This is a genomic window from Paracoccus sp. MC1862 (assembly GCF_016617715.1).
GTDB lineage: Bacteria > Pseudomonadota > Alphaproteobacteria > Rhodobacterales > Rhodobacteraceae > Paracoccus.
The window spans coordinates 20,221-47,020 of record NZ_CP067225.1 but is presented as its reverse complement, the minus strand read 5'-3'; the positions used below and the strand labels follow the sequence as shown (position 1 = coordinate 47,020).

General features: G+C 67.6%; 23 protein-coding genes. 13 read left to right on the top strand and 10 right to left on the bottom strand.

The features are described 5' to 3' along the window. Window positions 1–75: 75 nt before the first annotated feature. Complete coding sequence (locus JGR78_RS00210; protein WP_182804456.1) at window positions 76–999, bottom strand: SDR family oxidoreductase; 924 nt, start codon at window positions 997–999, stop codon at window positions 76–78. A gap of 138 nt (window positions 1,000–1,137) precedes the next feature. On the opposite strand from JGR78_RS00210, the gene JGR78_RS00205 reads away from it, so the two are divergent. From JGR78_RS00205 to ggt, 6 genes are all read left to right on the top strand, one after another. Then, a complete protein-coding gene (locus JGR78_RS00205; RefSeq protein ID WP_182804458.1) occupies window positions 1,138–2,037 on the top strand; it encodes a LysR family transcriptional regulator in 900 nt (299 codons plus the stop codon). A 103-nt stretch (window positions 2,038–2,140) separates the two neighbouring features. After that, entirely contained in the window at window positions 2,141–2,935 is a 795-nt protein-coding gene (locus JGR78_RS00200; protein ID WP_182804460.1) for an SDR family NAD(P)-dependent oxidoreductase, read from the top strand. Between the two features lie 22 nt (window positions 2,936–2,957). Then, a complete protein-coding gene (locus JGR78_RS00195) occupies window positions 2,958–3,479 on the top strand; it encodes a cytochrome b (protein ID WP_182804462.1) in 522 nt (173 codons plus the stop codon). Window positions 3,480–3,524: 45 nt separating this feature from the next. Next, a complete protein-coding gene (locus JGR78_RS00190; RefSeq protein WP_182804464.1) occupies window positions 3,525–4,466 on the top strand; it encodes an aldo/keto reductase in 942 nt (313 codons plus the stop codon). Between the two features lie 52 nt (window positions 4,467–4,518). Next, complete coding sequence (locus JGR78_RS00185; protein WP_182792238.1) at window positions 4,519–5,469, top strand: glutathione S-transferase family protein; 951 nt, start codon at window positions 4,519–4,521, stop codon at window positions 5,467–5,469. Between the two features lie 116 nt (window positions 5,470–5,585). Beyond that, the gene (ggt, locus tag JGR78_RS00180) at window positions 5,586–7,319 is read left to right on the top strand and encodes a gamma-glutamyltransferase (protein ID WP_182804466.1); all 1,734 of its coding nucleotides are present in this window, start codon (window positions 5,586–5,588) and stop codon (window positions 7,317–7,319) included. Between the two features lie 204 nt (window positions 7,320–7,523). On the opposite strand, the gene JGR78_RS00175 is transcribed toward ggt, so the two are convergent. Then, complete coding sequence (locus tag JGR78_RS00175; RefSeq protein ID WP_200559375.1) at window positions 7,524–8,006, bottom strand: pyridoxamine 5'-phosphate oxidase family protein; 483 nt, start codon at window positions 8,004–8,006, stop codon at window positions 7,524–7,526. Then, the gene (locus JGR78_RS00170; RefSeq protein ID WP_182804468.1) at window positions 8,003–8,365 is read right to left on the bottom strand and encodes a DUF4440 domain-containing protein; all 363 of its coding nucleotides are present in this window, start codon (window positions 8,363–8,365) and stop codon (window positions 8,003–8,005) included. Before JGR78_RS00170 ends, JGR78_RS00175 begins: the two co-directional genes overlap by 4 nt. Before the next feature lie 114 nt (window positions 8,366–8,479). Between JGR78_RS00170 and otsB the strand changes: the two genes are divergently transcribed. Genes otsB through otsA form a run of 3 tightly spaced genes read left to right on the top strand, consistent with a single transcriptional unit; the run spans window position 8,480 to window position 12,476 of the window. Next, window positions 8,480–9,256, top strand: coding sequence for a trehalose-phosphatase (otsB, locus tag JGR78_RS00165; protein WP_200559374.1), 777 nt, complete (start codon window positions 8,480–8,482; stop codon window positions 9,254–9,256). Continuing rightward, window positions 9,253–11,085 carry a glycoside hydrolase family 15 protein gene (locus JGR78_RS00160; protein ID WP_182804473.1) on the top strand — a complete coding sequence of 611 codons (1,833 nt, stop codon included), beginning with the start codon at window positions 9,253–9,255 and terminating at the stop codon, window positions 11,083–11,085. Before otsB ends, JGR78_RS00160 begins: the two co-directional genes overlap by 4 nt. Then, on the top strand, window positions 11,082–12,476 hold the full coding sequence (gene otsA / locus JGR78_RS00155) for an alpha,alpha-trehalose-phosphate synthase (UDP-forming) (protein ID WP_182792243.1): 1,395 nt from the start codon (window positions 11,082–11,084) through the stop codon (window positions 12,474–12,476). Before JGR78_RS00160 ends, otsA begins: the two co-directional genes overlap by 4 nt. Here otsA and JGR78_RS00150 read toward each other — a convergent pair. From JGR78_RS00150 to JGR78_RS00135, 4 genes are all read right to left on the bottom strand, one after another. Further along, window positions 12,473–13,699 carry a hypothetical protein gene (locus JGR78_RS00150; protein WP_182804475.1) on the bottom strand — a complete coding sequence of 409 codons (1,227 nt, stop codon included), beginning with the start codon at window positions 13,697–13,699 and terminating at the stop codon, window positions 12,473–12,475. The genes otsA and JGR78_RS00150 overlap by 4 nt on opposite strands. 22 nt (window positions 13,700–13,721) lie before the next feature. Next, on the bottom strand, window positions 13,722–14,591 hold the full coding sequence (locus JGR78_RS00145) for an SMP-30/gluconolactonase/LRE family protein (protein ID WP_182804477.1): 870 nt from the start codon (window positions 14,589–14,591) through the stop codon (window positions 13,722–13,724). A gap of 8 nt (window positions 14,592–14,599) precedes the next feature. Continuing rightward, window positions 14,600–15,370 (bottom strand): SDR family NAD(P)-dependent oxidoreductase, encoded by a 771-nt coding sequence (locus JGR78_RS00140; protein ID WP_182804480.1) that lies wholly within the window; start codon window positions 15,368–15,370, stop codon window positions 14,600–14,602. A gap of 138 nt (window positions 15,371–15,508) precedes the next feature. Continuing rightward, window positions 15,509–18,055, bottom strand: coding sequence for a glycosyltransferase family 2 protein (locus JGR78_RS00135; protein ID WP_182804482.1), 2,547 nt, complete (start codon window positions 18,053–18,055; stop codon window positions 15,509–15,511). A 169-nt stretch (window positions 18,056–18,224) separates the two neighbouring features. On the opposite strand from JGR78_RS00135, the gene JGR78_RS00130 reads away from it, so the two are divergent. Together JGR78_RS00130 and JGR78_RS00125 are read left to right on the top strand one after the other, a co-directional pair. Then, window positions 18,225–19,691, top strand: coding sequence for a hypothetical protein (locus tag JGR78_RS00130; RefSeq protein ID WP_200559369.1), 1,467 nt, complete (start codon window positions 18,225–18,227; stop codon window positions 19,689–19,691). A gap of 102 nt (window positions 19,692–19,793) precedes the next feature. Next, window positions 19,794–20,384 (top strand): hypothetical protein, encoded by a 591-nt coding sequence (locus JGR78_RS00125; RefSeq protein ID WP_182804487.1) that lies wholly within the window; start codon window positions 19,794–19,796, stop codon window positions 20,382–20,384. Window positions 20,385–20,434: 50 nt separating this feature from the next. On the opposite strand, the gene istB is transcribed toward JGR78_RS00125, so the two are convergent. Beyond that, window positions 20,435–21,229 carry an IS21-like element helper ATPase IstB gene (gene istB / locus JGR78_RS00120; RefSeq protein WP_200559304.1) on the bottom strand — a complete coding sequence of 265 codons (795 nt, stop codon included), beginning with the start codon at window positions 21,227–21,229 and terminating at the stop codon, window positions 20,435–20,437. Beyond that, window positions 21,219–22,748, bottom strand: coding sequence for an IS21 family transposase (gene istA, locus JGR78_RS00115; RefSeq protein ID WP_200559303.1), 1,530 nt, complete (start codon window positions 22,746–22,748; stop codon window positions 21,219–21,221). The genes istB and istA overlap by 11 nt, the downstream gene beginning before the upstream one ends. 119 nt (window positions 22,749–22,867) lie before the next feature. Between istA and JGR78_RS00110 the strand changes: the two genes are divergently transcribed. Beyond that, window positions 22,868–23,488, top strand: a complete 621-nt coding sequence (locus tag JGR78_RS00110; RefSeq protein ID WP_234450793.1) for an aldehyde dehydrogenase family protein — start codon at window positions 22,868–22,870, stop codon at window positions 23,486–23,488. Window positions 23,489–23,741: 253 nt separating this feature from the next. On the opposite strand, the gene JGR78_RS00105 is transcribed toward JGR78_RS00110, so the two are convergent. Continuing rightward, window positions 23,742–24,209, bottom strand: a complete 468-nt coding sequence (locus JGR78_RS00105) for an Lrp/AsnC family transcriptional regulator (protein ID WP_182805563.1) — start codon at window positions 24,207–24,209, stop codon at window positions 23,742–23,744. Between the two features lie 113 nt (window positions 24,210–24,322). Here JGR78_RS00105 and JGR78_RS00100 point away from each other — a divergent pair, with 113 nt between their 5' ends. Continuing rightward, window positions 24,323–26,695 carry a transketolase gene (locus JGR78_RS00100; RefSeq protein ID WP_182805560.1) on the top strand — a complete coding sequence of 791 codons (2,373 nt, stop codon included), beginning with the start codon at window positions 24,323–24,325 and terminating at the stop codon, window positions 26,693–26,695. Window positions 26,696–26,800 lie beyond the last annotated feature (105 nt).

Genomic DNA, 26,800 nt, shown 5'->3' with positions numbered 1-26,800 from the left:
TGAAGGAGGCGGCCGTATGCCAACTCGTTCAAGGTCTCACATAAGCGTGAGTGCACAAAGCGGAATAAGAAGCGGTCAGCCCGTCCCGCTGCCGCCGGTCGCGCCGTAAACCTCGCCGGTGATGTAGCTGGCCTCGTCGCTGGCAAGCAGGACGTAGATCGGCGCGATCTCTACCGGCTGGCCGGCGCGGCCGAGCGGGCTGTCAGCGCCGAACTCGGGCAGGTCTTCCCTGGGCTGGCCGCCCGAGACCTGCAGCGCGGTCCAGAACGGCCCCGGCGCCACCGCATTCACGCGGATGCCCTTGGGCGCAAGCTGCTTGGCCAGCCCCTGGGCAAAGACCTTCCCGGCGCCCTTGGTCATCGCATAGTCCAGCATGTCGGGCGAGGGCGAGAAGGCGTTGATCGACGAGGTCACGATGATCGAGGCCCCCTTCTTCAGATACGGCAGCGCCTGCTGCGCCATCCAGAAGGGCGCGTAGATGTTGGTCTTGATCGTCGCGTCGAAGGCGTCCGAGGTGATGTCGGCGATGGACTTCTGCGCCTGCTGGCGGCCCGCGTTCAGCACCAGCACCTCAAGCCCGCCCAAGCCCTTCACGGCATCGTCGATGACCTTGCGGGCGGCCTGCTCGTCGCGGATGTCGGCGGGCAGCGCGACCGCGCGGCGACCCTCGGCCTCGATCAACTTCACGACAGTCTGCGCGTCGCTTTCCTCGTCCGGGTGATAGTTGATCGCGACATCCGCGCCCTCGCGCGCATAGGCGATGGCGGCGGCGCGGCCGATGCCGCTGTCGCCCCCGGTGATCAGCGCGCGCTTGCCCTTCAGCCGGTCATGGCCCTTGTAGCTTTCCTCGCCATGGTCGGGCTGCGGGTCCATCTTCTCGGCCAGCCCCGGCCAGGGCTGCTGGTCGTCGGAATAGGGATTGAGCGGCAGGCGCGGGTCCTCGATCGCGCCCGAGCGGTAGGGAGGGAGAACGGGGTCGGAGCCTTCCTTGCCGGACATGGATCATCCTTTCACAGCACGAGTTGCGAGGAGCAACGCCCCCGCGCCGCGGCCGTTCCCCTGCCCTGACGCGGACCGCTGGCGCCCGGCAGGTCCGCCGTGGTGGAATGCGGCAAGCCGCGGATAAAGAGGAAAGCGATGAACCGACTGGAATGCGACCGGATGTTCATGGCGGTGATGGAGGCGGGCAGCTTCATAGGCGGCGCCAGGCAGCTTGGCACCAGTTCGGGGCAGGCCTCGAAGCTGGTCTCGCGGCTGGAATCGGAACTGGGGGTGCGGCTGCTGAACCGCACCACCCGCTCGGTATCCCCGACCGAGGCGGGCCAAGCCTATCACGACCGTCTGCGGGTGCTGATCGAGGAACTGGACAGGCTGGACAGCGAGATCCGCAACATCTCGCAGACCCCGCGCGGGCGGCTGCGGGTGGCCGCGCCCCTGACCTTCGGCATCCGCGAGCTTGCCCCGGCGCTGAACGACTTCGCCGCCCGCTACCCCGAGATCGAGCTGGACGTGAGCTTTTCGGACCGGGCCGTGAACCTCGTGGACGACGGCTTCGACCTTGCCGTGCGGGTCGGGCAGCCGGACGATTCCAGCCTCATCATCCGCAAGCTCTGCGCGGTCCGCATCGTCGTGGTGGGGGCGCAGGCCTACCTGGACCGCAACCCCGCGCCCGAAACTCCCGCTGACCTGACGCGGCACGACTGCATCATCGACACGAACTTCCGCGATCCCAGCCGCTGGCCCTCCGGCGATCCGCCGGGGGTGGCGGTCAGCGGGCGGCTGCGCTTTTCCAATGCCGAGGCCTGCCTGCAGGCCGCCGAGGCCGGGCTGGGCCTTGCCTGCGTCCCCGCCTTTGTCGCGGGCGATGCGATCCGCGGGGGCCGGGTGGTGCCGCTGCTGCAGGAGTTCGAATCCGCGCCCTATGACATCTTCCTGCTTTATCCCCATAGCCGCCATCTTGCGGCCAAGGTGCGGCTGCTGGTGGACGCGCTGGTGGAACGCTATCGCGACACCCCGCACTGGGAACGAGGCTGGTAACGATAATTTCCTTATAGGAAGCAATCATCTTCCCTGCAAGCTGATTATTTCCTTCGCAGATCGGCACTATCTTGGTGTCAACGCAAACGAGGAGAGACCGCCCATGCATATCGACCTGACCGACAAGACCGCCATCGTCACCGGCTCGACCGGCGGCATCGGCATGGCCATTGCTAAGGGGCTGGCCCAGGCCGGTGCCCGCGTCGTGGTCGTCGGCCGCCGCGAGGACAGCACGAATGCCGCGCGCGACGCCGTGAACAAGGCTTCGGGGCGGGATGACGCCCGCGCGGTGGTGGCCGATGCCGGCACGGCCGAGGGTTGCGCCACGCTGATCGCGGCCGAGCCGCAGGCCGACATCCTGGTCAACAACCTCGGCATCTACGGCGCCCGCCCGTTCTTCGACATCACCGACGCCGATTGGGACGAAAGCCTGCGCGTCAACGTGATGAGCGGCGTGCGGCTGGCCCGCCATTACGCGCAGGGAATGCGCGACCGGGGCTGGGGCCGCATCCAGTTCATTTCCAGCGAATCGGCGCTGAACATCCCGGCCGAGATGGTCCATTACGGCGCCAGCAAGGCCGCCGTGCAGGGCGTGGCCCGCGGGCTGGCCAAGGTGCTGGCAGGCAGCGGCGTCACCGTCAACTCGATCCTGCCGGGACCGACGCGCACCGAAGGCTCGGTCGAGATGATGCACGACCTCGCCCGCGAGCGAGGCGTTTCCCCCGAGGAAATGGAGGCGCTGTTCCTGCGCGAAAACCGCCCCTCGAACCTGCTCGGCCGCTTCGCCACCCCCGGGGAGGTCGCGGCGATGAGCGTCTACGTCGCTTCGCCCCAAGCCAGCGCCACGACCGGGGCCGCGCTGCGGGTGGACGGCGGCACCGTCGAAAGCATCGCCTGAGATCAGAGGAGGAGAGACCGACATGGCTACCGACACGCAAGACGGCTACGGCCTTGTCAGCAAGACCTTTCACTGGGTGATGGCGCTGCTGGTGGGCTGGCAGTTCCTGAAGTTCTTCGACCGCATCGACGAGGGCGAGCATTGGGTCGGCCAGACGCTGGTCTCGTGGCACATCTCGATCGGCGTGCTGCTGCTGGTGATGGCCGTCACCCGCTTCGGCTGGGCGCTCAATCAGCGGGGGCAGCGTCCCCTGAACGATCCGGCAATGGATTTCTACATCAAGGCCGGGCATGGCCTCATCTACGCCACGCTGATCCTGTTGCCGCTGACCGGCATCATGCTGATGGTCGGCGCAGGCTTCGGCGTGACCGCCTTCGGCGTCGAACTGATCGCCAAGGGCGAGAAGATCGGCTGGGCGCAAAGTCTCGGCAGCCTGCACTCGCCTCTGGCCTGGATTCTGGCGGCACTGGTCATCGGCCATATCGCGATGGCGCTGTTCCACCAGTTCGTCAGGCGCGACGGGACGCTGGACCGGATGCTGTGACGCACCGGCCGTCCCCTTCCCTTTCACAAGACAGGAGATTTCTTCATGGAAAAGCGTGAACTCGGCAAATCGGGCATCGCCATTGCCCCCCTTGTTTTCGGCGGCAACGTCTTCGGCTGGACCACCGACCGGCAGCAGTCCTTCACCCTGCTGGATCGCTTCACCGGGCAAGGCTTCAACGCCATCGACACCGCGGATGTCTATTCCAGCTGGGCGCCCGGCCTGTCGGGCGGGGAATCGGAAACCGTCATCGGCGAATGGCTGGCCCAGGGGGGCCGCCGCGACGACGTGGTGCTGATGACCAAGGTCGGCATGTGGGAGAGCCGCAAGGGCCTCTCTGCCGCCAATATCGAGGCCGCGCTGGACGATTCGCTGCGTCGCCTGCAGACCGACCATGTGGACGTCTATTTCGCCCATGTGGACGACGAGAGCGTGCCTTTCGAGGAAACGCTGGGCGCCTTTTCCCGGCTGATCGAGGCCGGCAAGGTCCGCGCCATCGGCGCCTCGAACCACTCGGCCGACCGCCTGCAGGCCGCGCTGGATGCGGCAAAAGCCGCCGGGCTGCCGCGCTACGAGATGGTCCAGCCCGCCTACAACCTTCATGACCGCAAGGACTTCGAGCAGTCGCTGCTGCCGGTCATCCAGTCCGAAAGGCTTGGCGCGGTCAGCTATTTCTCGCTGGCGAGCGGCTTCCTGTCCGGGAAATACCGCACGAAGGCCGATCTTGAGGGCAGCAGCCGCAAGGGCTTCCTCGAAGGCTATTTCGACGACCGCGGCGCGCGTATCCTGACCGCGCTGCGCGAGGTGGCCGAAGGTGTAGGCGCCCCGCAGGCGCAGGTCGCGCTGGCCTGGCTGATGTCGCGCCCCGGCCTGACCGCGCCCATCGCCAGCGCCACCAGCGTTCAGCAACTGGACGAGATCATGGGCGCCGTGGCCCTCGACCTGCCCACTGAGGCCCGCGAGCGGCTGGACGCGGCGAGCCGCTGAACGAACGCCCGGCGCGGGTCGCGCGCCGGGACCAGCCCGAAAGGAGACACCGATGCTTGTGCAAGGAAAATGGGTGGCCGACTGGCAGCCGGTGCAGGCCAAGGACGAAAAGGGCGGCTTCGTCCGCCAGACATCGGGCTTCCGCAACTGGATCACCCCCGACGGCAGCCCCGGCCCGAGTGGCGAGGGCGGCTTTGCCGCCGAACCCGGCCGCTATCATCTTTACGTCGCGCTGATCTGCCCCTGGGCCTCGCGCACGCTGATCGGGCGCAGGCTGAAGAAGCTGGAGGACGTGATCTCGGTTTCGGTAGTCGAGCCGGAACTGGGCGACCAGGGCTGGCGCTTTGCCGTGCCCGACCCGCTGACCGGCGCCGACCACCTGCACCAGATCTACAGCGGGGCCGATCCGCAGGTCTCGGGCCGGGCCACGGTGCCGGTCCTCTGGGACAAGCGGCAGCGCACCATCGTCAACAACGAATCCGCCGAGATCCTGCGGATGATGACCACCGGCTTCGGCGATCTGGCCGACCCGACCTTCGACCTCTACCCCGCCGATCTGCAGGACGAGATCGAGGCGCTGAACGCCCGCATCTATCCACGCCTGAACAACGGAGTCTATCGCGCAGGCTTCGCCACCACGCAGGAAGCCTATGACGAGGCCTTCCACGATGTCTTCGCCATGCTGGACGAACTGGAAGGGCGCTTCTCGGATGGACGCGCCTTCCTGTCGGGCGATCGGGTGACGGAAGCCGACATCCGCCTGTTCGTGACGCTGGTGCGCTTCGACGCGGCCTATCACGGACTGTTCAAGTGCAACCTGCGCCGGCTGGCCGACTATCCGGCGCTCAGCGCCTATCTAGAACGCTTCCTCGCCCTGCCAGGCGTGCGCGACACGGTCAGCATCGACCACATCAAGCGCGGCTATTATTCCATAAAGGCGCTGAACCCGACCGGCATCGTGCCGCTGGGTCCCAGGCTGGAATGGGACCGCCAGCCGCTCTGACCCGCGGCGCGGGGAAGACGGCGGCAGGTCTGGACGCAAGCCCCGGATCGCCTCATCCTCAACTCCGGGCGCCGGGGGTATCCAGTGCGCGGCAATCGACTGCGAGGGAGGGGATCATGGGGCAACTGGGATCAAGGCGGCTTTGTTTCGTGGGGGCACTATGGCTTGGGACAGGCGCGGCCTTTGCCGCATCCCCTGTCCCGGTCGAAGGGCAAAACGGCATGGTGGTGACGGCGCAGCATCTTGCCTCGCAGGTCGGCGTCGATATGCTGAAGGCCGGCGGCAATGCGGTCGATGCCGCCGTGGCGGTCGGCTATGCGCTGGCGGTGGTTTATCCGACCGCGGGCAACCTCGGCGGCGGCGGCTTCATGACGATCCGGCTTGCTGATGGGACCACGACATTCCTCGACTTCCGCGAGCGCGCGCCCTTGGCCGCGACCAGCACCATGTATCTGGACCCCGAGGGCAACCCGATCCCCGGCGCCAGCACCGACGGCTATCTGGCCGTGGGCACGCCGGGGTCCGTCGCGGGCTTCGAGATGGCGCGTGAGACATACGGCACCCGGCCGCGCGAGGAGCTGCTGGCCCCTGCGATCCGGCTGGCAACGGAAGGCTTTGTGCTGGAACAGGGCGACATCGCCTCGTTCGCGGATGGCAATGACCGGCTGGCCCAGGACCCTGCGGCCGCAAGGATCTTCCTGAAGGACGGCCAGCCCTATCGGATCGGGGACCGGCTGGTGCAGGCGGACCTTGCCGGGTCGCTGCGGCAGATTTCCGACGGCGGGGCGGAGGCCTTCTACAACGGCGGCATCGCCGACCTGATCGTGCAGGCGAGCGAGGCCAATGGCGGCATCCTCGCGAAAGAGGATTTCCAGCAATACCGGGTCCGCGAGATGGCGCCCGTGACCTGCAGCTATCGCGGCTACGACATCGCCTCGGCGCCGCCGCCCTCGTCCGGCGGGCTGATCATCTGCGAGATCCTGAACGTGCTGGAAGGCTATCCGATTTCCTATCTGGGCCATGGCTCGGCGGAAACCACGCGGCTGATGGTCGAGGCGATGCGCCACGCCTATGTGGACCGCAACACCGCGCTGGGCGATCCCGATTTCGTGCAGAACCCGGTCGAAAGGCTGACCAGCAAGGCCTATGCCGACGAGATCCGGTCGCGCATCGACGCCTTCCGCGCCGGCGTCAGCGCCGAGTTGAAGATCGATGTCGCGCCCGAGTCCCCGGAAACGACGCATTATTCGATCATCGACAAGGACGGGAACGCCGTCGCCGTCACCTATACGCTGAACGGCTCGTTCGGGACGGCCAAGGTGGCCGAGGGCACCGGTATCCTTCTGAACAACGAGATGGACGACTTCACCGTCAAGCCGGGGGTGCCCAACCTTTACGGGCTGGTGCAGGGCGAGGCCAACGCCATCGAACCGCGCAAGTCGCCCCTGTCCTCGATGAGCCCGACCATCGTTTCCAGGGACGGCGAGCCCTTCATGGTGATCGGCAGCCCCGGCGGGGCGCGCATCATCACCATCACCCTGCAGGCGATCATGAACGTGATCGACCACGGCATGGACCTGCAGGAAGCCATCGACGCCCCGCGCATCCATCACCAGTGGCTGCCCGACCGGGTCTTCGTCGAGCCGCGCGGCCTGTCCCCGGACACCATGCGCCTGCTGGTCGGGATGGGATACGACATCGGCACCGATCCGAACTGGCCGGTCTGGGGCGAGGCGGCGGGCATCCTTGTCGGCGGCAAGAGCCTGCGGGACATCGAGGACGGCGACGGCGGGGGCTATCACGGCGCGATCGACAGCCGCGCGAGTGCCGGGGCCGCGATCGGTTACTAGCCCTCGGCCCTGAGCAGATCATGAATCAACCCGCGCAGCAGAGCTGCGCGGGTCTTTTTGAGCATCATGAACCAATAACAGAAACAACTCGTAACAAGCGATGCCTTGCAAGACGGCCGTCTTGAGACCTGTTGACCACATGGAACGCCCGCGTTCAATTTGTCCAAATGGACATGTTCCGACGCAGGCGGAAAGCGGCTGTTCCTACAAGCGCACCGAGGCCTGGTCGTCCTTGTAATCCATCTTGGGATCAACCCCGAGCAGCGACTTGACCCCCGCCAGCAGGCTGGAGCCGTCCAGCCAGATCTCGGCCTGATCTGCGTCAAGGCGCAGCAGCCGCAGCTTGGGGTCGTCCTTGCCCTTCTCGTACCAGGCGGCGACCTGCGGGTTCCACAACTTGTCGATCATGGCGCGGTCCTGCGACAGGCTGAGGCTGCCCTGGATCGAGGCGTAAAGCTCTCCCTTGGCGGAAAAGGTGGCGATGGCGCGGCGGCCTTCGGTCAGCTTGCCCACGATGTGGTTGTCGCTTGAGGTGAAGAACCACAGGGGCGAGCGTTCCGCGTCGATCTGGACGTACATCGGGCGGGCGAAGCCGTCCTCGACCCCGTCCACCCCCAGCATCATCACGCGTTCCGCGGCAAGCGCCTTCCAGAAGCGGGCCTCGATCTTGGCGTCGTCGGTCATCATGCGTTCTCCTGTGAATCAAGGGCAATCTGCGTATGCTGGACCACGGTCCAGTCGTCATGGCCGCGGCGGCGGTAGACCGAGGTGCAGGCGGCGGCGAAGCGCGTCCCCTCCCGGCTGGCGACCACGCAATAGGCAATGGCGATCAGCCCTTCCTGCGGCCGGCGCACGTCCTGCTGCGAAAAGGCGACCTCCTCCCATGCGGGCGTGTGGCTGACCGCCTCAATCGCGGCATCGCCCGTGAACAGCCAGGGCGCCCGGCTCAGGGCCATCACGCAGTCGGGGTCCACCCGCTCGTGATAGCGTTCCTCGCTTGCCCGCCACAGGCTTTCCTCGAATTCCCAGACCCGCTTGTCGTCCATAGGCTCCTCCCCGGATGCATGTTGAACAACACCGGAACGGCGCAGGCGTTCCGCAGGGGCAGAGCCTTCCCGCCGGGGTTGTCCTCTGCGGTCCCGCCCTCTAGATTCTGCCGGATGGACCAGAACTCCTCGTGCGAGATGTCCGGGGCTGCGCCCGTGCCTGCCGGGCTGCCCGACAGGGTGGATGGGCTTGCCCTGTTCCTGGACATCGACGGCACGCTTCTGGACATCGCGGACACCCCGGACGGAATCGTGGTGCCGCCGGGGCTGGCCGGGGCGCTGGAACGGCTGACCGCAAGGCTGGGCGGCGCGATGGCGCTGGTCACGGGTCGGTCGCTTGCCACCGTGGACCGGCTGTTTCCCGGCCTTTCCGCCACGGTCAACGGGCTGCACGGGGCGGAATGGCGCGACGGGTCCGGGCGGGTCTTCGCCCCCGACACCACCGACGCCTTTTCGGGCGCCAAGCAGCGGCTGCGCGAACAGGCCGCCCGCTGGCCCGGCGTCGTGTTCGAGGACAAGGGCCCGGCATTCGCCGCCCATTACCGCCTTGCCCCGGCCAGCGAATCGCAGGTGCGGCGGCTGATGCAGGCGCTTGCGGAAACCGTTGGCGACAGGTGGAAACTGCAGGAAGGAAAGGCGGTTGTGGAGTTGCGGCCGCACGGCCGGGACAAGGGAGACGCATTGATGCAGACGATGGGGCAAAAGGCTTTCGCAGGGCGCCGGCCGTTGGCGATCGGGGACGACGTGACGGACGAGGCGATGTTCGCGGCCGCGAACCGACTTGGCGGCCTGTCGGTCCGGGTCGGAACCGATGGGCGCGAAACCCTCGCGCGGGGCCGCCTCGCCTCGCCGGCCGAACTGCGCGGCTGGATCGAGCGGGTGTCGCGATGAACGCGCCCCTCGAGGCCCTTGCCCCCGCCGGAACGGCCAGCCTTCCAAGCCATTCGCTCGACCTCGGCGTCATCGGCAATGCCGCGGCGGCCGCGCTGGTGGACCGCAACGGCTCGATTGTCTGGATGTGCGCGCCGCGCATGGACGGCGACCCGGTCTTCTGCCGCCTCTTGGCCGGCACGCAGGCCGAGGGCGGCGACTGGTCGATCACCATCGAGGATTTCGCCCACAGCGAACAGCGCTACCTGCGCAACACGGCGATCCTGGAAACGATCCTGACCGACGGCGCGGGCAACCGGCTCCGCATCCTTGATTTCGCACCGCGCTTCAAGGAGTTGGGCAGGATCTTCCGCCCCCTGGGCATCGTGCGGATGATCGAACCGCTGGAGGGCACGCCGCGCGCCCGCGTTCTGATGCGCCCGCGCCACGGCTACGGCGCCCATGTCCCCGAGACCACGCGCGGCACCAACCACATCCGCTTCCTGTTGGGCGAGCAGGTGCTGCGCCTGACCACCAACGCGCCCATAGACTACATCGAGCATGGCAGGGCCTTCCTGATCGACCGCCCCTATGCCTTCGTCTTCGGCGCCGACGAACGTCTGTCCGAGGCCCCGCTGCAGATGGCGCGCGGCTTCCTCGACAAGACCGCCGATTACTGGCGGAACTGGGTCCGCTACCTGTCGGTGCCGCTGGACTATCAGGACGTGGTGATCCGCTCGGCCATCACGCTGAAGCTTTGCGCGCATGAGGAAACCGGGGGCATCGTCGCGGCGCTGACGACCTCGATCCCCGAATACGGGGAAAGCGGGCGGACCTGGGATTATCGCTTCTGCTGGCTCAGGGATTCCTATTTCACCGTCAGCGCGCTGAACCTGCTGGGCGCGACCCGGACGATGGAGGAATACCTGTCCTATGTCTCGAACATCGCGGCAGGCTCGCCCGACGGCTACCTGCAGCCGCTGTTCGGGCTGGGGCTGGAACGGCAGGTGGACGAAGAGATGGTGCCCACCCTGCCCGGCTATCGCAGCCTCGGCCCCGTGCGGCGCGGCAACGCCGCCTATACGCAGGTGCAGAACGACGGCTACGGCTCGGTGATCCTGTCGATCACGCAGGCCTTCTTCGACGAACGCCTGCCCACCATGGGCGGCGAGGCGCTGTTCACCCGGCTGGAACGACTGGGCCGGCAGGCGGCCATGCGCTGGAACCAACCCGACGCGGGGTTGTGGGAATTCCGCACCCGCGGCGCGGTCCACACCCATTCCGCCGTGATGTGCTGGGCCGCCTGCGACCGGCTGGCCAAGATCGCCGCCCGGCTGGCCCTGTCCGAACGCGAGGCGCAGTGGCGGGCCGAGGCCGACCTGATCCGCGAGGGCATTCTCGAACAAGGCTGGAACAAGGAACTGCAGAGCTTCGTGTCCAGCTTCGGCGGCCGCGACCTCGACGCGAGCCTGCTGCTGATGCCGCAGGTCGGCATCATCCCGGCGCATGACCCCCGCTTCCTGTCCACGCTGGAGGCCTGCGAGAAGCACCTGCGCTTTGGCAACCACCTTTACCGCTATCGCGCCCCTGACGATTTCGGAGAGCCGGAGACCGCCTTCACCGCCTGCACCTTCTGGCTGATCGACGCGCTTGTCCGTGTTGGCCGCCGCGAGGACGCGCGCCAGATCTTCGCCGAGATCCTGCGCACCCGGAACCACCTTGGCCTGCTCTCCGAAGGGGTCCATGTCGAGACGGGCGAGCTTTGGGGCAACTTCCCGCAGACCTATTCGATGGTCGGGCTTGTCCATGCCGCCATGCACCTGTCCCGACGATGGGAGGACGTGCTGTGAGCCGGCTGATCGTCGTCTCGAACCGCGTGCCCGACCCGACCAAGGGGGCGCCCGCCGGCGGTCTGGCCGTCGCATTGCATTCCGCGCTGGAAAAGGCGGGCGGCGTCTGGATGGGTTGGTCCGGCAAGTCCAGCGGCGTGAAGGAACCGGGGCCGCTGCAGTTCGTGGAACGCGGCAACATCACCTATGCCCTGACCGACCTGTCGCGGCGCGACCTGTCCGAATATTACGCGGGCTTTGCCAACAGCGTGCTGTGGCCCTTGTGCCATTACCGGCTGGACCTGACGGAATACGCCCGCAAGGACATGGCGGGCTATTTCCGGGTGAACCGCTTTTTCGCGGAACGGCTGCGGCCCCTGATCCAGCCCGACGACCTGATCTGGATTCACGACTATCACCTGATCCCGATGGCCGCCGAGCTGCGCCAGATGGGGGTGGAAAACCGCATCGGCTTCTTCATGCACATCCCCTGGCCCTCGCCGGATGTGTTCTTCACCCTGCCGGTGCATGAGGCGATCATCGGCGGCCTGACGGCCTATGACGTGGTGGGCTTCCAGACCGAATACGACGTCGAGAACTTCGCCCTCGGCCTCAGGCGCGAGGGGATCGGGCGCGACCTCGGCCAAGGCTGGATGACCGCCCATGGCCGCCGCTTCCGCGCCTGCGCCTTTCCCATCGGCATCAACGTTGCCGAATTCGCCATGATGGCGAAACGGGCGGTGCGGAACACGGCGGTCAAGCGCACCGCCGTCAGCTTCAACGGCCGCGACCTGATCATCGGGGTGGACCGGCTGGATTACTCCAAGGGCCTGACCCACCGCATCGACGGGTTCGAGCGGTTCCTGATCGCCAACCCCGACTGGCGCGGGCGCACGACGCTGCTGCAGGTCACGCCGAAATCCCGCAGCGACGTGCCGGGCTATTCCGACATGCAGCGGCAGGTGGCCGAGCACGCGGGCCGCGTGAACGGCGCGATGGGCACGATGGACTGGACGCCCATCCGCTATATCAACCAGTCCGTCGGGCGCAGCACGCTTGCGGGCCTTTACCGCGTCGCCCGCGTTGGACTGGTGACGCCCCTGCGCGACGGCATGAACTTGGTGGCCAAGGAATTCGTCGCCGCCCAGAACCCCGCCGATCCCGGCGTCCTGGTCCTGTCCCGCTTTGCCGGCGCGGCGCGGGAACTGGACGCCGCGGTGCTGGTCAACCCTTACGACATCGAGGCCGTCGGCAACGCCATCGCCCGCGCCCTGTCCATGCCGCTCGAGGAACGGATCGAGCGGTTCACCGCGATGATGGCCCGGCTGGAACAGAACGACATCTCGAAATGGTGCGCGGATTTCCTGGCCGCGCTGGGGCCCGAGGGGGCCGCGCCGCAGGCTGCGGCCTAAAGGCGCTGCGCCTCGAACCGGGCGACCATCCGGCGCAGCCGCCGTTCGCTTGCGCCGATGGTGGCCTCGTAGCGGCGGTTCGAGAAGCCGAAAAGCGTCGATTGCGCCGAGGCGTCATGGCCGACGAGGAAGGGCAGCGTCGTGACGACCCGCAGCCCCTCCATCCGGCCCAGCCAGCGGTCGATCGTGTTGTCCTGCACGTCCTCGTCGCGGTCGTTCCATTGCGTGATCCGCTCCAGCGCGCGGCGGTTGTAGAGGTTCAGCACCATCCCCACCGTCCGGTCCAGATGCACAAAGGTCATGCCGTCCCGCCGTTCGACCTGCCGGATCGTGCAGTCGTCGGGCAGGTCGCTGAGCAGGCCGGAAAAGACGTCCCATTCGACGCCTTCCAGGTATCGCCGGATGCCGTTCAGCCGCGCCTCGAAATCCGCGGGGAAGATCGCGTCATCCTCGCAGACCAGCAGGGGCGCGGCATTTTGCGCCAGCGCCGCGCGGGCAATGGCGACATAGCTGAGGCCGCAACCGCGCCAGGCGGGATGAAAGCGCAGGCCGTCGAAGACGCGCAGGCCTCTTATTTTCTGCGCTGCAAGAAGCTGGCGGCGCTGCGGCGTCTCGGGCAGGCTGAGGCAGAGCCGGTCGTCTGCGGCCAAGCCGCGCAGGGCGGGAAAGATCCGCGGATCGACCTGCCGCGCTTCCAGCGCCCCGGCGGCGATCAGCCAGCGCGCAAGCTCGGCCGCGATGTCGCCGGTGGGCGGCGCGCCGGTTGCGATCCCGGCCGCCAGCCGCGAAAGGTCGGGCGCGACAAAGACGCGGCCGTGCGGAATCCCGGCGCCGGTCAGCGCCGTCACGCCCGCGCCGTCAGGAACCAGATGGACGGCGGCCCCCGCGCTGCCCTCCGGCGCATGACGTTCCAGAAACCGGGCAACCGCAGCGGCATCGGGCAGGATCAGCCCGGTCCCCGGCAGCGGGGCATCGTCCTCCGTTTGCAGCAGCAGGCCCGGTCCTTGCGGATCGGTGGCGATGCCTGCCTCATCCTTTCGCCCCAGCAGGGTCATCGCGGCACGCAGCGGGGCTTCCAGATGTCGCAGGTCGCTGCCCAGCCGCAGCGGCAGGACGGCGCGCGGCGTCGCGCTGTCGCTGCGCTTGGGATGGCGGATGCGCGTCAGAAGGCCGGGGAGCCCTTCGCGGCGCAACACGCGGCCGACGTTGCCGAACTGCGTCATGAAGCGACGGGCCTCGTTCCGGTCACAGGACAACCCGATGCTCGGCCTGCCCGCGCAGTCCGGTGGCGACGGTGAAGGTCATTCCGGCCTGCGGATGGGCCTCCAGCGCTGCGGCGCCCAGCCCTTCGCAGGCGGTGGTGGCGTAAAGCGTGCCGAACCCCTCGCCGCCGAAGGCGGGGCAGGAGACATGGGGCGAGGGCAGCGCCAGCCGCTCGCGCCGCTGGCCGTCCGGGCAGAAGCCCGTGACCGAGCCGTCGCCCCACAGCGCCACCCACAGCGTGCCCTCGGCATCCATGACAGCGCCATCGGGGTTAAGTCCCGCGGGGCCGAGATCGACGAAGGGCTGCGGGTCGCCCGCGGGCCAGCCATCGGCCCCGGTCAGCGCCACGCGCCAGATCATCCGCCTGCGGGTGTCGGCGAAACAGGCATGGCTGCCGTCGGGGGCAAAGCTGATGGCGTTGCTGATGGTGATGCCGCTGAACATCCGCCGCAGCTCGCCCCGGTGATAGCGCCAGATCGCGCCAAGGCCCGGTTCCGCCTGCCGGCCCATGGTGCCGATCCAGAACCCGCCCCAGGGGTCCGCCCGCCCGTCGTTCGAACGCGTGCGCGGATCGTCCGCCTCAAGCGCCACGACTGGCTCGGTGCTGCCGTCCTTGATCGAGAAACGCAGCAGCGCCCTGTCCGAGGCGACCAGCAGATGCCCTTCGTCCAGCCAGCCTGCGGCCGAGACGGGACCCCCGAAGTCCCAGGACAGCGGCCCCTCGTCATTGCGCGACAGAAGCTGGCCGCGGTTGATGTCGAACCAGAATAGCTGCCCGCGGGCCGGGTGCCACAGCGGCCCCTCGCCCAGATCGCAGCGGCGGTCGTCCAGAACGCTGGCTTGTGCGGTCATGGCAGCCCCTACCCCGTCGTCACCACGCCGCCGTCGATGACCAGCGCCTGCCCGGTCATCATCCGGCTTGCTTCCGATGCAAGAAACAGCGTCCCCCCGACGATGTCCTGGGGTTCGAGCGGGGTCTTGAGGCATTGCCGTTCCAGATGCCCCTCCAGCGCCTCGGGCGTGACCCACAGCTCGCGCTGGCGCTCGGTCATGACCCAGCCGGGCATCAGCGCGTTGCAGCGGATGCGGTCGGGGCCGAACTCGCGCGCGAGCGCCCGGGTCAGTCCGGTGATCCCCGCATTCGCCGCCGCATAGCCGGGATAGCCCGCGTTCCCCATCATGTAGGAGATGGAGGAGAAGTTGACGACCGACCCGCCGCCCAGTTCCCGCATCCCCTCGATCACCGCCTGCATGGCGAAGAACACGGCGTCGAGGTTCACGGCCATGATCCGGCTCCACGCCTCGGGCGTGATCTCCAGCGTGTCATGGCGGGCGTCACTGGCGGCGTTGTTGACCAGCACGCCCGCCGGGCCATGGGCAGCGGCGGCTTCTGCCACTGCGGCGCGCAGGGCGGCGGTGTCGGTGATGTCGCAGCGGATGAACAGGGGACGGCGGCCGGTCAGCCGCTCCATCTCGTCGCAGAAGGGGGTGGCGTCCGATCGCTGGACAAAGGCCACGCGGCTGCCCTGGCGCAGGAAGCCCTCGGTCAGCGCGGCTCCGATCCCGGCGCCGCCGCCGGTGATGAAGACCGCCCGGTCCGCAAGGTCAGGATGGATGGCGTGGTCGGGCATCGGGCGGAACCTCCTGGACGCCCGAACGGCGTCATGGCTGCAAAGCGCCGCCTGCATACGGCAGCGGCAAGGCAGTTTCCAGCGGCCCCGGCACGGTTGTTGCGCCGCTGCCTTCCCCCGCGAAAGTGTCTGTCCCGCCTAAAGGGGCGAGAAGTTCCGCTGGTAGTATTCGCCCGCCCTCCGGGCCAGCCGGTGCAGACGCGGCCAGCGCGCCGAGGCGCGATAAGCCTGTTCAAGCCGCTCGTGCAGCGCCATCCGCCCCCGCCAGGCCAGTCTGGCCCGCGACCTGCGGCCCCTGCGACCAATGCCGGCTTCCGCCTTGCCCCCCACAGCGGCCTGTGCCCCGGACTGTACATCTGCATCGGCCAGTGCCGCGACCAGCCTTTCAGGCGGCATGTCGGCCTCAGCCAGCGCGGCCATGCGGGCCACGGCGGTTGCGGGATCGTCGAAGATCATCTCGCGTCGCGTCAGCGCCTCGGTCTGCTGGTCGATGATCCGCAGGTTGCGGCGAAAGCGGGCAAGCGTTTCGGCGTCAGGGGGCGGACCCATGGCCGCGCACAGCCCCTCGGCGATGGCCGCGCCGCTGTCGATGTCACGGTGGCCGGCATGATGGTCAAGGAATGCATCCGCCCGCGCCAGCGCGGCTTCGCGCCAGTCGCCAAGCGTCGTCAGGTGGCCCGCGAGCGCCTCGCCGGTCACGGCGACGGGATAGGCGCCCATCGGGTCGCTGGAGAACTTGTCCACCCGTTCCCCGTGGGGGTTGAAGTAGATCACCGGCACACCGCCCGCCAGCGACTCGAGAATGCCCGATGCAAAGCGCTGGATCGAGGCGCAGCAGGATTCGAGCGTCTCGTAGAAGCTGGCTTGCGTGACCAATTCGGGAAACAGCGTGCCCTTGTCCTCGGGATGGCGGCTGATCACCGGCTCGAGTCCCGCGTGGCGCACGGCGGCGACCGCCTGGGTCAGCCATGCGTCGCGCCGCTCGGTCAGGACATTGTGCGAGAAGTTCGAGTTGATCAGCACCCGGCGCGACCCCGCCTGCCGCGCCCTTTCGGCAGGCGGGCGATCCGCGGCCTGCCCCCGCAGCAACTGGATGCGCGGGATGCCGGCGACGGCCAGCGACTGCCCGCCCCCTGCCGGGAAGTAGCGCCGGTCGAAGTCGCCCGGCAGCAGCACCGTCCGGGCGGTCCGGTAAGCGTGGCGCGTCCGTCCGGTGTCAACGTCCCCGTAGTCCTGGATGCCCTCGACGATGGCGGCGGTCGGGATGCCCGCCTGCTCGGCAGCGACAAGGATCGGCCGGGTCACGAAATCCCAGTCGTTGAAGGCCACCACCAGCCGCGGCGCAAAGGCGCCCAGCGCCAGCTCGCCATAGCGGATCAGCGGCAGGGCCATCTCGGCGGCCTTGGCCGCGACCCCGCCTTCGCGCCACTGGGCCGAGATGTCGATGATGGCAAAGCGCATTCCGGCCGCACGCAGCGCCGGGGCGGCGAGGCCGATGGTCCAGGTGTGGTAATCCTTGTGCGGCAGGAACAGGAGGTCGATTTCCGCCTGCCGCTCCGGCTGCCACAGCCGGTCGCGATCCGCATCGCCAAAGGGACCGGACAGAAGGGGCGGCCCGTTGCCGTCAGCCGGGGCCTTGGCGTCATGACGCCGCCCGGCCACGGATTTCAGCAGCGCGGCGACGCGCTTCTCGTCCTCCCCGGACAGAGGTCGGGTCGTCTGCCGCGTGATCCCGGCGCCCAGCAGCCTGGCGGCCGGTGTCGTGGGTGGCAGCACGTCCGGCAGGTCCGGCAGGTGCCGCACGATCACCGTCGCGATGTCGTCAAGCGGGCGGGCATCGTCCGAGCCCAGTTCCATCCCGCAGAACTGCAGGATGCGCCCGGCCTTTGTCGCCTGATGGACATAATGGCCATGCGGCCGCACCAGCCGGCCGGGCGAGCGCGACAGGACCCCCGGCCCCAGCGCCCGCTCACCCCCATCATGCAGCGCAAGCGAGGCCTCCAGATGCCGCGAGGGGGCCTTGCGGACGGCGCTGCCCGCGCGGGCGCGATAGGTCACGGCGACCTGCGGCGAGGGCGCGAACCAGTAGCCCGCGCGCAGGATGCGCGACCACAGGTCGTAATCCTCAGCCTGCGACATGGTCTCGTTGAAGCCGCCCATTTCCAGCAGGACGTCGCGCCGGATCATCGGCTGGTTGGCGTTGAAGGGGCAGCGCCCGCCCGTTGTCGCGAATCCGACCGGAAGGAGGTCGATCGGGCGGGACCGGGGCGGCTGCATCAGGCTTTCGGGAATCGTCTCACTGCCGCAGTAGCTTCCGGCGATGCGCTCGGCGGTCTGGGGTCCTGCCGCGCGGCTCGCCCGCTGCCAGGCCAGCAGCCGCAGGCGCAGGCTGTCGCGCATCAGCAGGTCGTCGGCATCCAGAAAGGCGCAAAGCGCCCCCCGCGCCGCCCGAAGCCCGGCGTTACGCGCCGCCGACACGCCCGAACGGGCGCGCTGGGTCACGATGCGGATACGCTGGTCGCGGGCGCGCCAGCGCTTGGCGATGGACAGCGTGCCGTCGCTGGAAAAATCGTCAACGACGAGGCACTCGAAATCCGCCAGATCCTGCTGGCTGACCGATCGGAGAGTCGCGTCAAGGAAATCGGCCGCGTCGAATGCCGGGATGATGAGACTTACGGCGGTCATGGCATCCCGCTCCGCTATCGAAACCGGACGGGTATCCCTTGCCGCATCGCGGATGTCAATGTCGCGGACCAAACCGCAGCATATGCGCAAGGTTGAAAAAAAAGGATGCAGCACAAGGGAAAATGGCATAGGAGCGCACCGGAGGGATCAGTTTCAGGACACGCGCATCATGGCCGAGACGAACATGCAGCAGGAGACCGGCGGGCGCTTTGCTTCCCCCCTCCACGGTGTCGAGCACCCGGCCCATCGCGCCGCGCCGCCGAACGTGACGCTTGCGCCTATCGCCGGCGACAGGCCGCCCGCAAGCACCGCCGGGATCGCCCTGACGCTTGCTCTGCCGCCGGGAAACGGCCCGGTTTTCGCACAAGATTTCGCCGCGTTCCTCGCCCAGGCGCTGCCGGCCGCCCGGCTGAACGTCCGCTCCGGTCCCGATTGGGCACAGATGTTACCGGGGCCGGTCGTCGTCCTGACCGCCGATCCGGTCCGGTCGCTTGCTTGGCGCATCCAGCAGGGCATGGCCCCGGACCGCGCCCTTGCCGAATGGAAGGAAGCGGCAGAAGCGCTGCTGGGCCTGCACCGCCGGGACCGGCGGCGGATCATTCCTGTCGATCCGGCCATCCTTGACCCTGACATGGCGCCGGCCCGGGAATTGTTGACCGCGCGGCTGTTGAAGCTTCCGACGGCACCGGCCCTCGTGCCCCCTTCCGGGACCGGACTACCGGACGAGGCCGGGACGCCTGCCACGACCGCCATCGACCCGGAAGCCACCACCCTCGCACTCGTGATGCTCGACGACCCCGCAGTCGCTGAGCTTGCGGAAGAACTGAGGGCGGTGACCCTTGGCATCGGCAAAGGATGCGACCGGCAGGGACTTGCCCTTGCCGCCTGGAAACGCGCCACCGTCACCCGCACCCGGGCCGGCCTGCTGGGCGACCAGCTCAGGCTGCAGATCGAGAGAGGCGAAGGCGAGTTGCAGAAGCTTCAGGAGCGGGCAGAACTGCTGGCAACCCGTCTTGAAGAACAGGTCACGACAAACCAGAGCCTCGGCAAGGCGCACAAGGCTGACCAACAGAAATTCGCCCAGGCGCTCGCCGACAGGGATCATCAGATCGCTGCTGCGCACCAAGCCAATACCGAGACAGTCGGCAGGTTGCAGAAGCTTCAAGAGCAGGCAGAGCTGCTGGCAGCCCGGCTTGAAGAACAGGTCAAGGCAAACCAGAGCCTCGGCAAGACGCACAAGGCTGACCAACAGAAATTTGCCCAAGCGCTTGCCGACAGGGAGCGTCAGATTGCCGATGCGCACCAGACCAATGCCCAGACAGCCGCCAGGTTGGAGCGTCTTCAGCAAAAATCCGAACTTCAGAGCGACACCCTCGCCCTTCAAGGCAGCCTGCGGAAAGACCTGTCCGACAGGAACGCGACGCTTGAAAAGCGCGTGACGGAGCTTGAGGCCGCCCTTGCGGCGGAACAGGCGCGCGGCAGGCGCGAGCGTGAGCAACTGACGGCCCAAAAGGCGGCGCTGGAACTGCGGCGGACCCATGCACAGCGGCGCATCGAGGCAATGCTGGCGTCGCGGTCCTGGCGCCTGACAAAGCCGGTCCGTGCCATTGCCCGGCTTGTGCCGGGCCGCGGGTGATCCCGCTGATCCCCGGGGACCTGCCACGCCCGGAGAGGTCGCCTCGATCCCTCGGCTGATGACCCTGCCCTGCAAACCCGGCACACCGATGAAATCGCATCCATGACCATCCATTCCATCACCCCTGCTCCGAAAGCCGTCCAACCCGTATCGGTGGCCGTGGTCGCTGCCGGTCCCCAGCGCCTTGCGTCCCTGCTGGAACCGCATCTTCCCGTACCTGTGGGCCGTCTGGTGATATTCGACGCAGCCGGCTTGGCCGGAACCATGCCCACGATGCTCGGAGCCGAGGTCGAACTGATTGCCGCGGCTATTGGAGATGCCGAAGGCGAGACGGAACTGATCCGCCACTCGCTGCCCGGATTTTTCAGCCTGCACCGGGCGGCAGAGACGCTGCACGAAATCTTTCCCGGGCTGCATGAAACGGCCCGGCGCAGCATTCCCGTGGTGCCTGTCACCGCGATGGCCGGGCGCTTGGGCGCAGCAGCCTTCACGCTGATCCTCGACCTGCCGGGCGAGGAACTGGCGTTGCTTTCGCGACTGGAAAGGCACGGATTGCTGGAGCGGGTTCAGAAGCTGACGCTGCGCTGCGGCGCAGAGCGCTTCTTCGAAGAAGCCATGACGGCTGACGAGCTGCAGGAATGGCTTGCAGAACGCGGCTTCAACCTGACGCTGTTGATTTCCACTCGGAACTGACCCGGGTTTTCCATCGAGAACTGACCCACCCTCAGGTTATGTTTCGTGGGTTAGGCTTGGGTCAAGGCATGGCCGGCCTCCTTGGTTTTCCTGGCTGCTGCGGCTGAGCTTGCCTTGAAGCGGAAGCTGTCGTTTCCGGTCTCCAGGATGTGGCAGCGGTGGGTGAGGCGATCGAGCAGCGCGGTGGTCATTTTGGCATCGCCGAAGACGGTGGCCCATTCGCTGAAGCTCAGGTTGGTGGTGATGACAACGCTGGTGCGCTCATAGAGCTTGCTCAGAAGGTGGAAGAGCAGCGCACCGCCTGAAGCGCTGAACGGCAAGTAGCCCAGTTCGTCCAGGATCACGAGATCGAGCCGGGTCAATCCCTCCGCGATCTGGCCCGCCTTGCCCTTGGTTTTCTCCTGCTCGAGGGCATTGACGAGTTCGATGGTGGAGAAGAAGCGGACCTTCCGGCGGTGGTGTTCGATGGCCTGGATGCCCAGGGCGGTTGCGACATGGGTCTTGCCGGTGCCCGGCCCGCCGATCAGCACGACATTCTGCGCGCCGTCGATGAACTCGCAGCGGTGGAGCTGGCGCACCGTGACCTCGTTGATCTCGCTGGCAGCGAAGTCGAAGCCCGAGAGATCCTTGTAGGCCGGGAAGCGCGCGGCCTTCATGTGATAGGCAATGGAGCGCACTTCGCGTTCCGCCAGTTCGGCCTTCAGCAGCTGGGACAGGATCGGCACGGCTGTCTCGAATGCCGGCGCCCCCTGTTCGATCAGGTCGGTGACGGCCTGGGCCATGCCGTGCATCTTCAGGCTGCGGAGCATGATGACGATGGCGCCGCTGGCGGGATCATGACGCATGGCGGTCTCCGATCTGCGCCCGCAGGTCGTCATAGCGTTCGACATTGGCCTTCGGCTCATGGCGCAGGATCAGCGCCTCCGGTGTGTCGATGTTCGGGCCGCCGGTCGTCTTGCCATCGATCAGCCTGTGCAGGAGATTCAACACATGGGTCTTGGTCGCGACGCCTTCGGCCAGGGCCATTTCCACAGCAACCAGCACAGCCTGTTCATCATGCTGCAGGACCAGCGCCAGGATATCGACCATCTCGCGATCGCCACCGGGTCGTCGCAGCATCTGGTCCTGCAACTGTCGGAAGGCCGCGGGCAGTTCCGCGAAGGGCGCACCGTTCCTGAGGGCACCCGGCTTGCGCTGGATGACGGCCAGATAATGCCGCCAGTCATAGATCGTGCGAGGCGGCAGGTGATGGGACCGCTGGATCACCCGCCCATGTTCGCACAGGATCTGTCCCTCGGCGGCAACCACCAGCCGATCCGGGTAGACCCTGAGGCTGACAGGACGGTTGGCAAAGGACGCCGGCACGCTGTAGCGGTTGCGCTCGAAGCTGATCAGGCAGGTGGGTGAGACACGCTTGCTCCGCTCGACGAAGCCGTCGAAGGCAGGCGGCAGCGGCATCAGCGCGGCCTGTTCTTCGGCCCAGGCGTCGGCGACGGTTCCGGGCAGAACCCCGTGCGGGATCTCGCGCCACAACTCCAGGCAGCGCCGTTCCAGCCAGGCGTTCAGCGCCGCCAGGTCAGGAAAGTTCGGCATCGGCTGCCACAAACGAGGCCGGGCATCCTGAACGTTCTTCTCGACCTGTCCCTTCTCCCATCCCGCGGCAGGATTGCAGAACTCCGGCTCGAAGACATAGTGGTTGGTCATGGCGAGGAAGCGGATGTTGACCTGCCGTTCCTTGCCGCGGCCAACGCGGTCAACCGCTGTCTTCATGTTATCGTAGATGCCGCGACCCGGCACGCCGCCAAAGACGCGGAACCCGTGCCAATGGGCATCGAACAGCATCTCGTGGGTTTGCAGCAGATAGGCCCGAACCAGGAAGGCCCGGCTGTGTGCCAGCTTGATGTGGGCGACCTGAAGCTTCGTGCGCTCCCCGCCCAGAACCGCGTAGTCCTCGCTCCAATCGAACTGGAACGCCTCGCCCGGACGAAAGACCAAGGGGACGAAGGTGCCGCGGCCCGTCGTCTGCTGCTCGCGCTGCCGGTCCATCCGCCATTGCCGGGCGAAGGCCGCGACCCGGCCGTAGGAGCCGGTGAAGCCGAGCGCCACGAGGTCGGCATGGAGTTGCTTCAGCGTCCGGCGCTGCTTGCGTGACTTGCCGGCTTCCGTCTTCAGCCACGCCGCCAGCTTCTCGGAAAACGGATCGAGCTTGCTCGGCCGATCAGGCGTCGCGAACCTCGGCTCGATGGTCCCAGCGCTCAGATACTTCCTGATGGTGTTGCGCGACAGGCCGGTCCGCCGTGCGATCTCCCGGATCGGCAGCTTCTCCCGCAACGCCATGCGTCGGATGATGTTCAAAAGTCCCATGTGGATCACTCCATTACCCCCGCCGCGCTCCGCTTTGGGGAAGGTTCACATGGGTCAGTTCTCAGTGGAAATTACGCCCCTACCCGGGTCAGTTCCGGGTGGAAATCAACAGCTTGGTCTTGCAGATCACGCCCTGGAACGCGGCACTGAACACAGCCGGCTGGCAGGTCGCGCCGGCGATCTGCGCGGGCAACGCGGTGCTGCTGAAGCTGTCCGAACTGACCCCGCACAGCTCGCTGGTGATCGGCGTCCTCTGCGAGCGGGCGGGCGCGCCGCGCGGGCTGGTGAACGTGCTCGCAGGCGCAGGCCCGACGGCGGGACAGCAGGCGATCAGCCATCCCGAAACGCGGCTGGTTGTCTTCGTCGGATCGGCGCAGGCCATGGTCCGCCGCGCCGTGGACGAGGGCGGGCGGGTCGCGACCGGCGGCAACCGGCCCAAGGCCTTCCCGCGCGGCTATTTCTACGCCCCCACCGTCATCGACAACATGCGCCATGAAATGGAGATCGCCAACGAGGAGGTCTTTGGTGCCGTCGTGGGCATCACCCCGTTCAGCGACGAGAACGAGGCGGTCGCGCTGGCCAACGCCACCCCCTATGGCCTCGCGGGCGCAGTCTGGACGCGGGATGTCGGGCGCGCCCACCGGGTGGCGGCGAAGGTGCGGGCCGGGACGTTCTGGATCAATTCCTACCAGACCATCAACGTCATGTCGCCCTTCGGAGGCTTTCGCAAAAGCGGCTAAGGCCGGTCCTCGGGGCGCGAGGCGCTGGCGGCCTATTCGCTGACCAAAAACGTCTGGGTCGGAACATCCGCCACCCCGGCAATGACCTTCAGCTATTCGCCGGACTGACGAAACCCGGTTCCATGCCGACTGGGCGCTGATGCGGGTTGAAATGCGGGCCTCGGGGGTGTTGTCCCGATGGCGCCTGTATCGAGGTGCGGCAGGTGCAATGGCGAGGCTTCCTCGCACCGCCTCTGCCGCAGGCCCGGCGAGATCAGGGCGTGCGGGCAATCCCCGATTTCACCCGCCGGATCGGGATCGAGCTTTCGATGTTCGACACGCCCGGCACCTTGGTCAGCCGCGCGGTCAGGAAGGTTTCGTAGCTGGCGAGGCTTTCGGTCACGATCCGCAGCAGATAGTCGCGGGTGCCGGTCATCAGCCAGCAGTCCACGACCTCGGGGAAGCTGCGGATGGCGGCCTCGAACTGTTCCAGCGCCCGGTCGATCTGCCGGTCGAGCTGCACCGACACGAAGACCGTGACGCCATAGCCAAGTGCCGCCTCGTCGATCAGCGCGGTGTAGCCGGTGATGACGCCGCGGCTTTCCAGCGCCCGCAGCCGCCGCGCGACCGGCGTGGGGCTGAGGCCCACGCGTTCGCTGATGTCCTGCACCGGCATGCGCCCGTTTTCCCGCACCAAGCGGAGGATTCTGATCTCGAATGAATCAAGTTGAGCGGATGCCACTCGCAGAATGTCCCTTGCCGCGCGTTTCCCCTCGCATCTGACCGCATGGCGCTTGAAATCGCAAGGTTCCTCTCGCCCGCCTGCGCTATGCTGCCCCAAAGCGGAGGCGAACCATGACCAACCCCCATCTGAAGACCGTCGAGCAGCGCCTGTTGTGGCTGTCCCACTGGATGATCCACAACGCCAACCACATCCGGCCCAAGGCGGACGGGATCAAGGTGGGCGGGCACCAGGCGTCCTCGGCGTCCATGGTGTCGATCCTGACGGCGCTGTATTTCACCGCGCTACGGCCGCAGGACCGGGTGGCGGTCAAGCCCCATGCCTCGCCCATCTTCCATGCGATGCAATACCTGATGGGCAACCTCGACCGCGAGCGGATGGAGAACTTCCGGGGCTATGGCGGGGTGCAGTCCTATCCGTCGCGGACCAAGGACGTGGACGACGTGGATTTCTCGACCGGCTCGGTGGGGCTGGGGGTGGCGGTGACGGCCTTCGCCTCGCTGATCCAGGATTACGTCGCCGCCAAGCCCTGGGCGGGCGACCAGCCCATGGGCCGGATGATCGCGCTGATGGGCGACGCGGAACTGGATGAGGGCAACATCTACGAATGCCTGCAGGAAGGCTGGAAGCATGACCTGCGCAACTGCTGGTGGGTGATCGACTACAACCGCCAGTCGCTGGACGGGGTCGTGCGCGAAGGGCTGTGGAGCCGGATCGAGGCGATCTTCGGCGCCTTCGGCTGGGACGTGGTGCGGGTGAAATACGGCGCCCTGCAGCGCGCGGCATTCGCCGAGCCGGGCGGCGAGGCTTTGCGCCACTGGATCGACGCCTGCCCGAACCAGCTTTATTCGGCCCTGACCTATCAGGGCGGCGCGGTCTGGCGGGCGCGGCTGATGGACGACCTGGGCGACCAGGGCGACGTGTCGGCGTTGATCGGACGACGGGACGACGCCGAACTCGCCGCGCTGATGGAGAACCTGGGCGGCAACTGCGTGGACAGCATGGCCGAGGTCTTCGCCTCGATCGACCATGACCGGCCGACCTGTTTCCTCGCCTATACGGTCAAGGGCTGGGGCACGCCGATCGCGGGCCACAAGGACAACCACGGCGGGCTGATGACCAAGGCGCAGATGGCCGGATGGCAGGCGCAGATGGGCGTGGCGCAGGGGCAGGAATGGGACCGCTTCGCCACCGTCCAGGACGTGGAGGGCCTTCAGGCCTACCTCGACCGCGTGCCCTTCTTCGCCAAGGGGACGCGGCGGCTTCATGACGACACCATCGCCGTGCCGGGGATCGAGCTTGCGGTGGACCGCGAGATCTCGACCCAGACCGCCTTCGGCAAGATCCTCGACCAGTTGGCGCGCGGCGACAGCACACTGGCCGAGCGGCTGGTGACGACCTCGCCCGACGTGACCGGCACCACGGGCCTGGGGCCTTTCGTCAACCGGCGCAAGCTGTTCGCCCGCAACCCGCTGGCCGACACCTTCCAGGCCGAGAAGATCCCGTCCACCGCGAAATGGGATTTCACCCCCGAGGGCCAGCATATCGAACTCGGCATTGCCGAGATGAACCTGTTCCTGCTGCTGGCCGCCGCGGGGCTCTCGCATTCGCTGTTCGGGCGGCGGCTGATCCCGGTGGGGACGCTTTATGATCCCTTCGTCAACCGGGGGTTGGATGCGCTGAACTATGCCTGCTACCAGGACGCCCGCTTCATCGTGGCGGGAACGCCCTCGGGGGTGACGCTGGCGCCGGAAGGGGGGGCGCACCAGTCGGTCGGCACGCCCCTGATCGGGATGAGCCAGGACGGGCTGGCGGCCTTCGAGCCCGCCTTTGCCGACGAACTGGCCGTCATCATGGAATGGGCCTTCGACTATCTGCAGCGCGACGGGGAAGGTGATCCGGACGAACGAACCTGGCTGCGCGACCAGACCGGCGGCTCGGTCTACCTGCGGCTTTCGACAAACCCCATCGAGCAGCCCGGCCGCCGCTATGACGAGGCGTTTCGTCAGGGCGCCATCGACGGCGCCTACTGGCTGCGCCCGCCGGGGCCGAACTGCGACGTGGTGATCGCCTATCAGGGTGCCGTCGCGCCCGAGGCTATCCGCGCCGCCGGCATGATCGGCGAGGGGCGGCGCGACGTGGGCGTGCTGGCCGTGACCTCGGCCGACCGGCTGAACGCGGGCTGGACCGCCGCCCAGCGGGCGCGGGCGCGCGGCAATGCCGCCGCGCTGTCCCATGCCGAGGCGCTGCTGCAGCCCCTGCCCCGCGACTGCACGCTGGTCACGGTGATCGACGGGCATCCGGCGACGCTATCCTGGCTGGGGGCGGTCGCGGGCCACCGGACGGTCCCCTTGGGGGTGGAACATTTCGGCCAGACCGGCAGCATCGGCGACCTCTACCGCCATTTCGGCATCGACGCCGAGACCATCGCCCGCCGGATCGCCGGCCTGACCGCCGGCCGGCCCATCCCCGGCCGCGCGGCCTGAGCGCCCTGCCCGTCAGCAACCACGCGATTGCGCCTCATCAGCGGATCGCGTGGTTCTTTCCTGTCCGTGGCCCCGTCTTCCACCGCAAAGAACCCGCCAACCGGG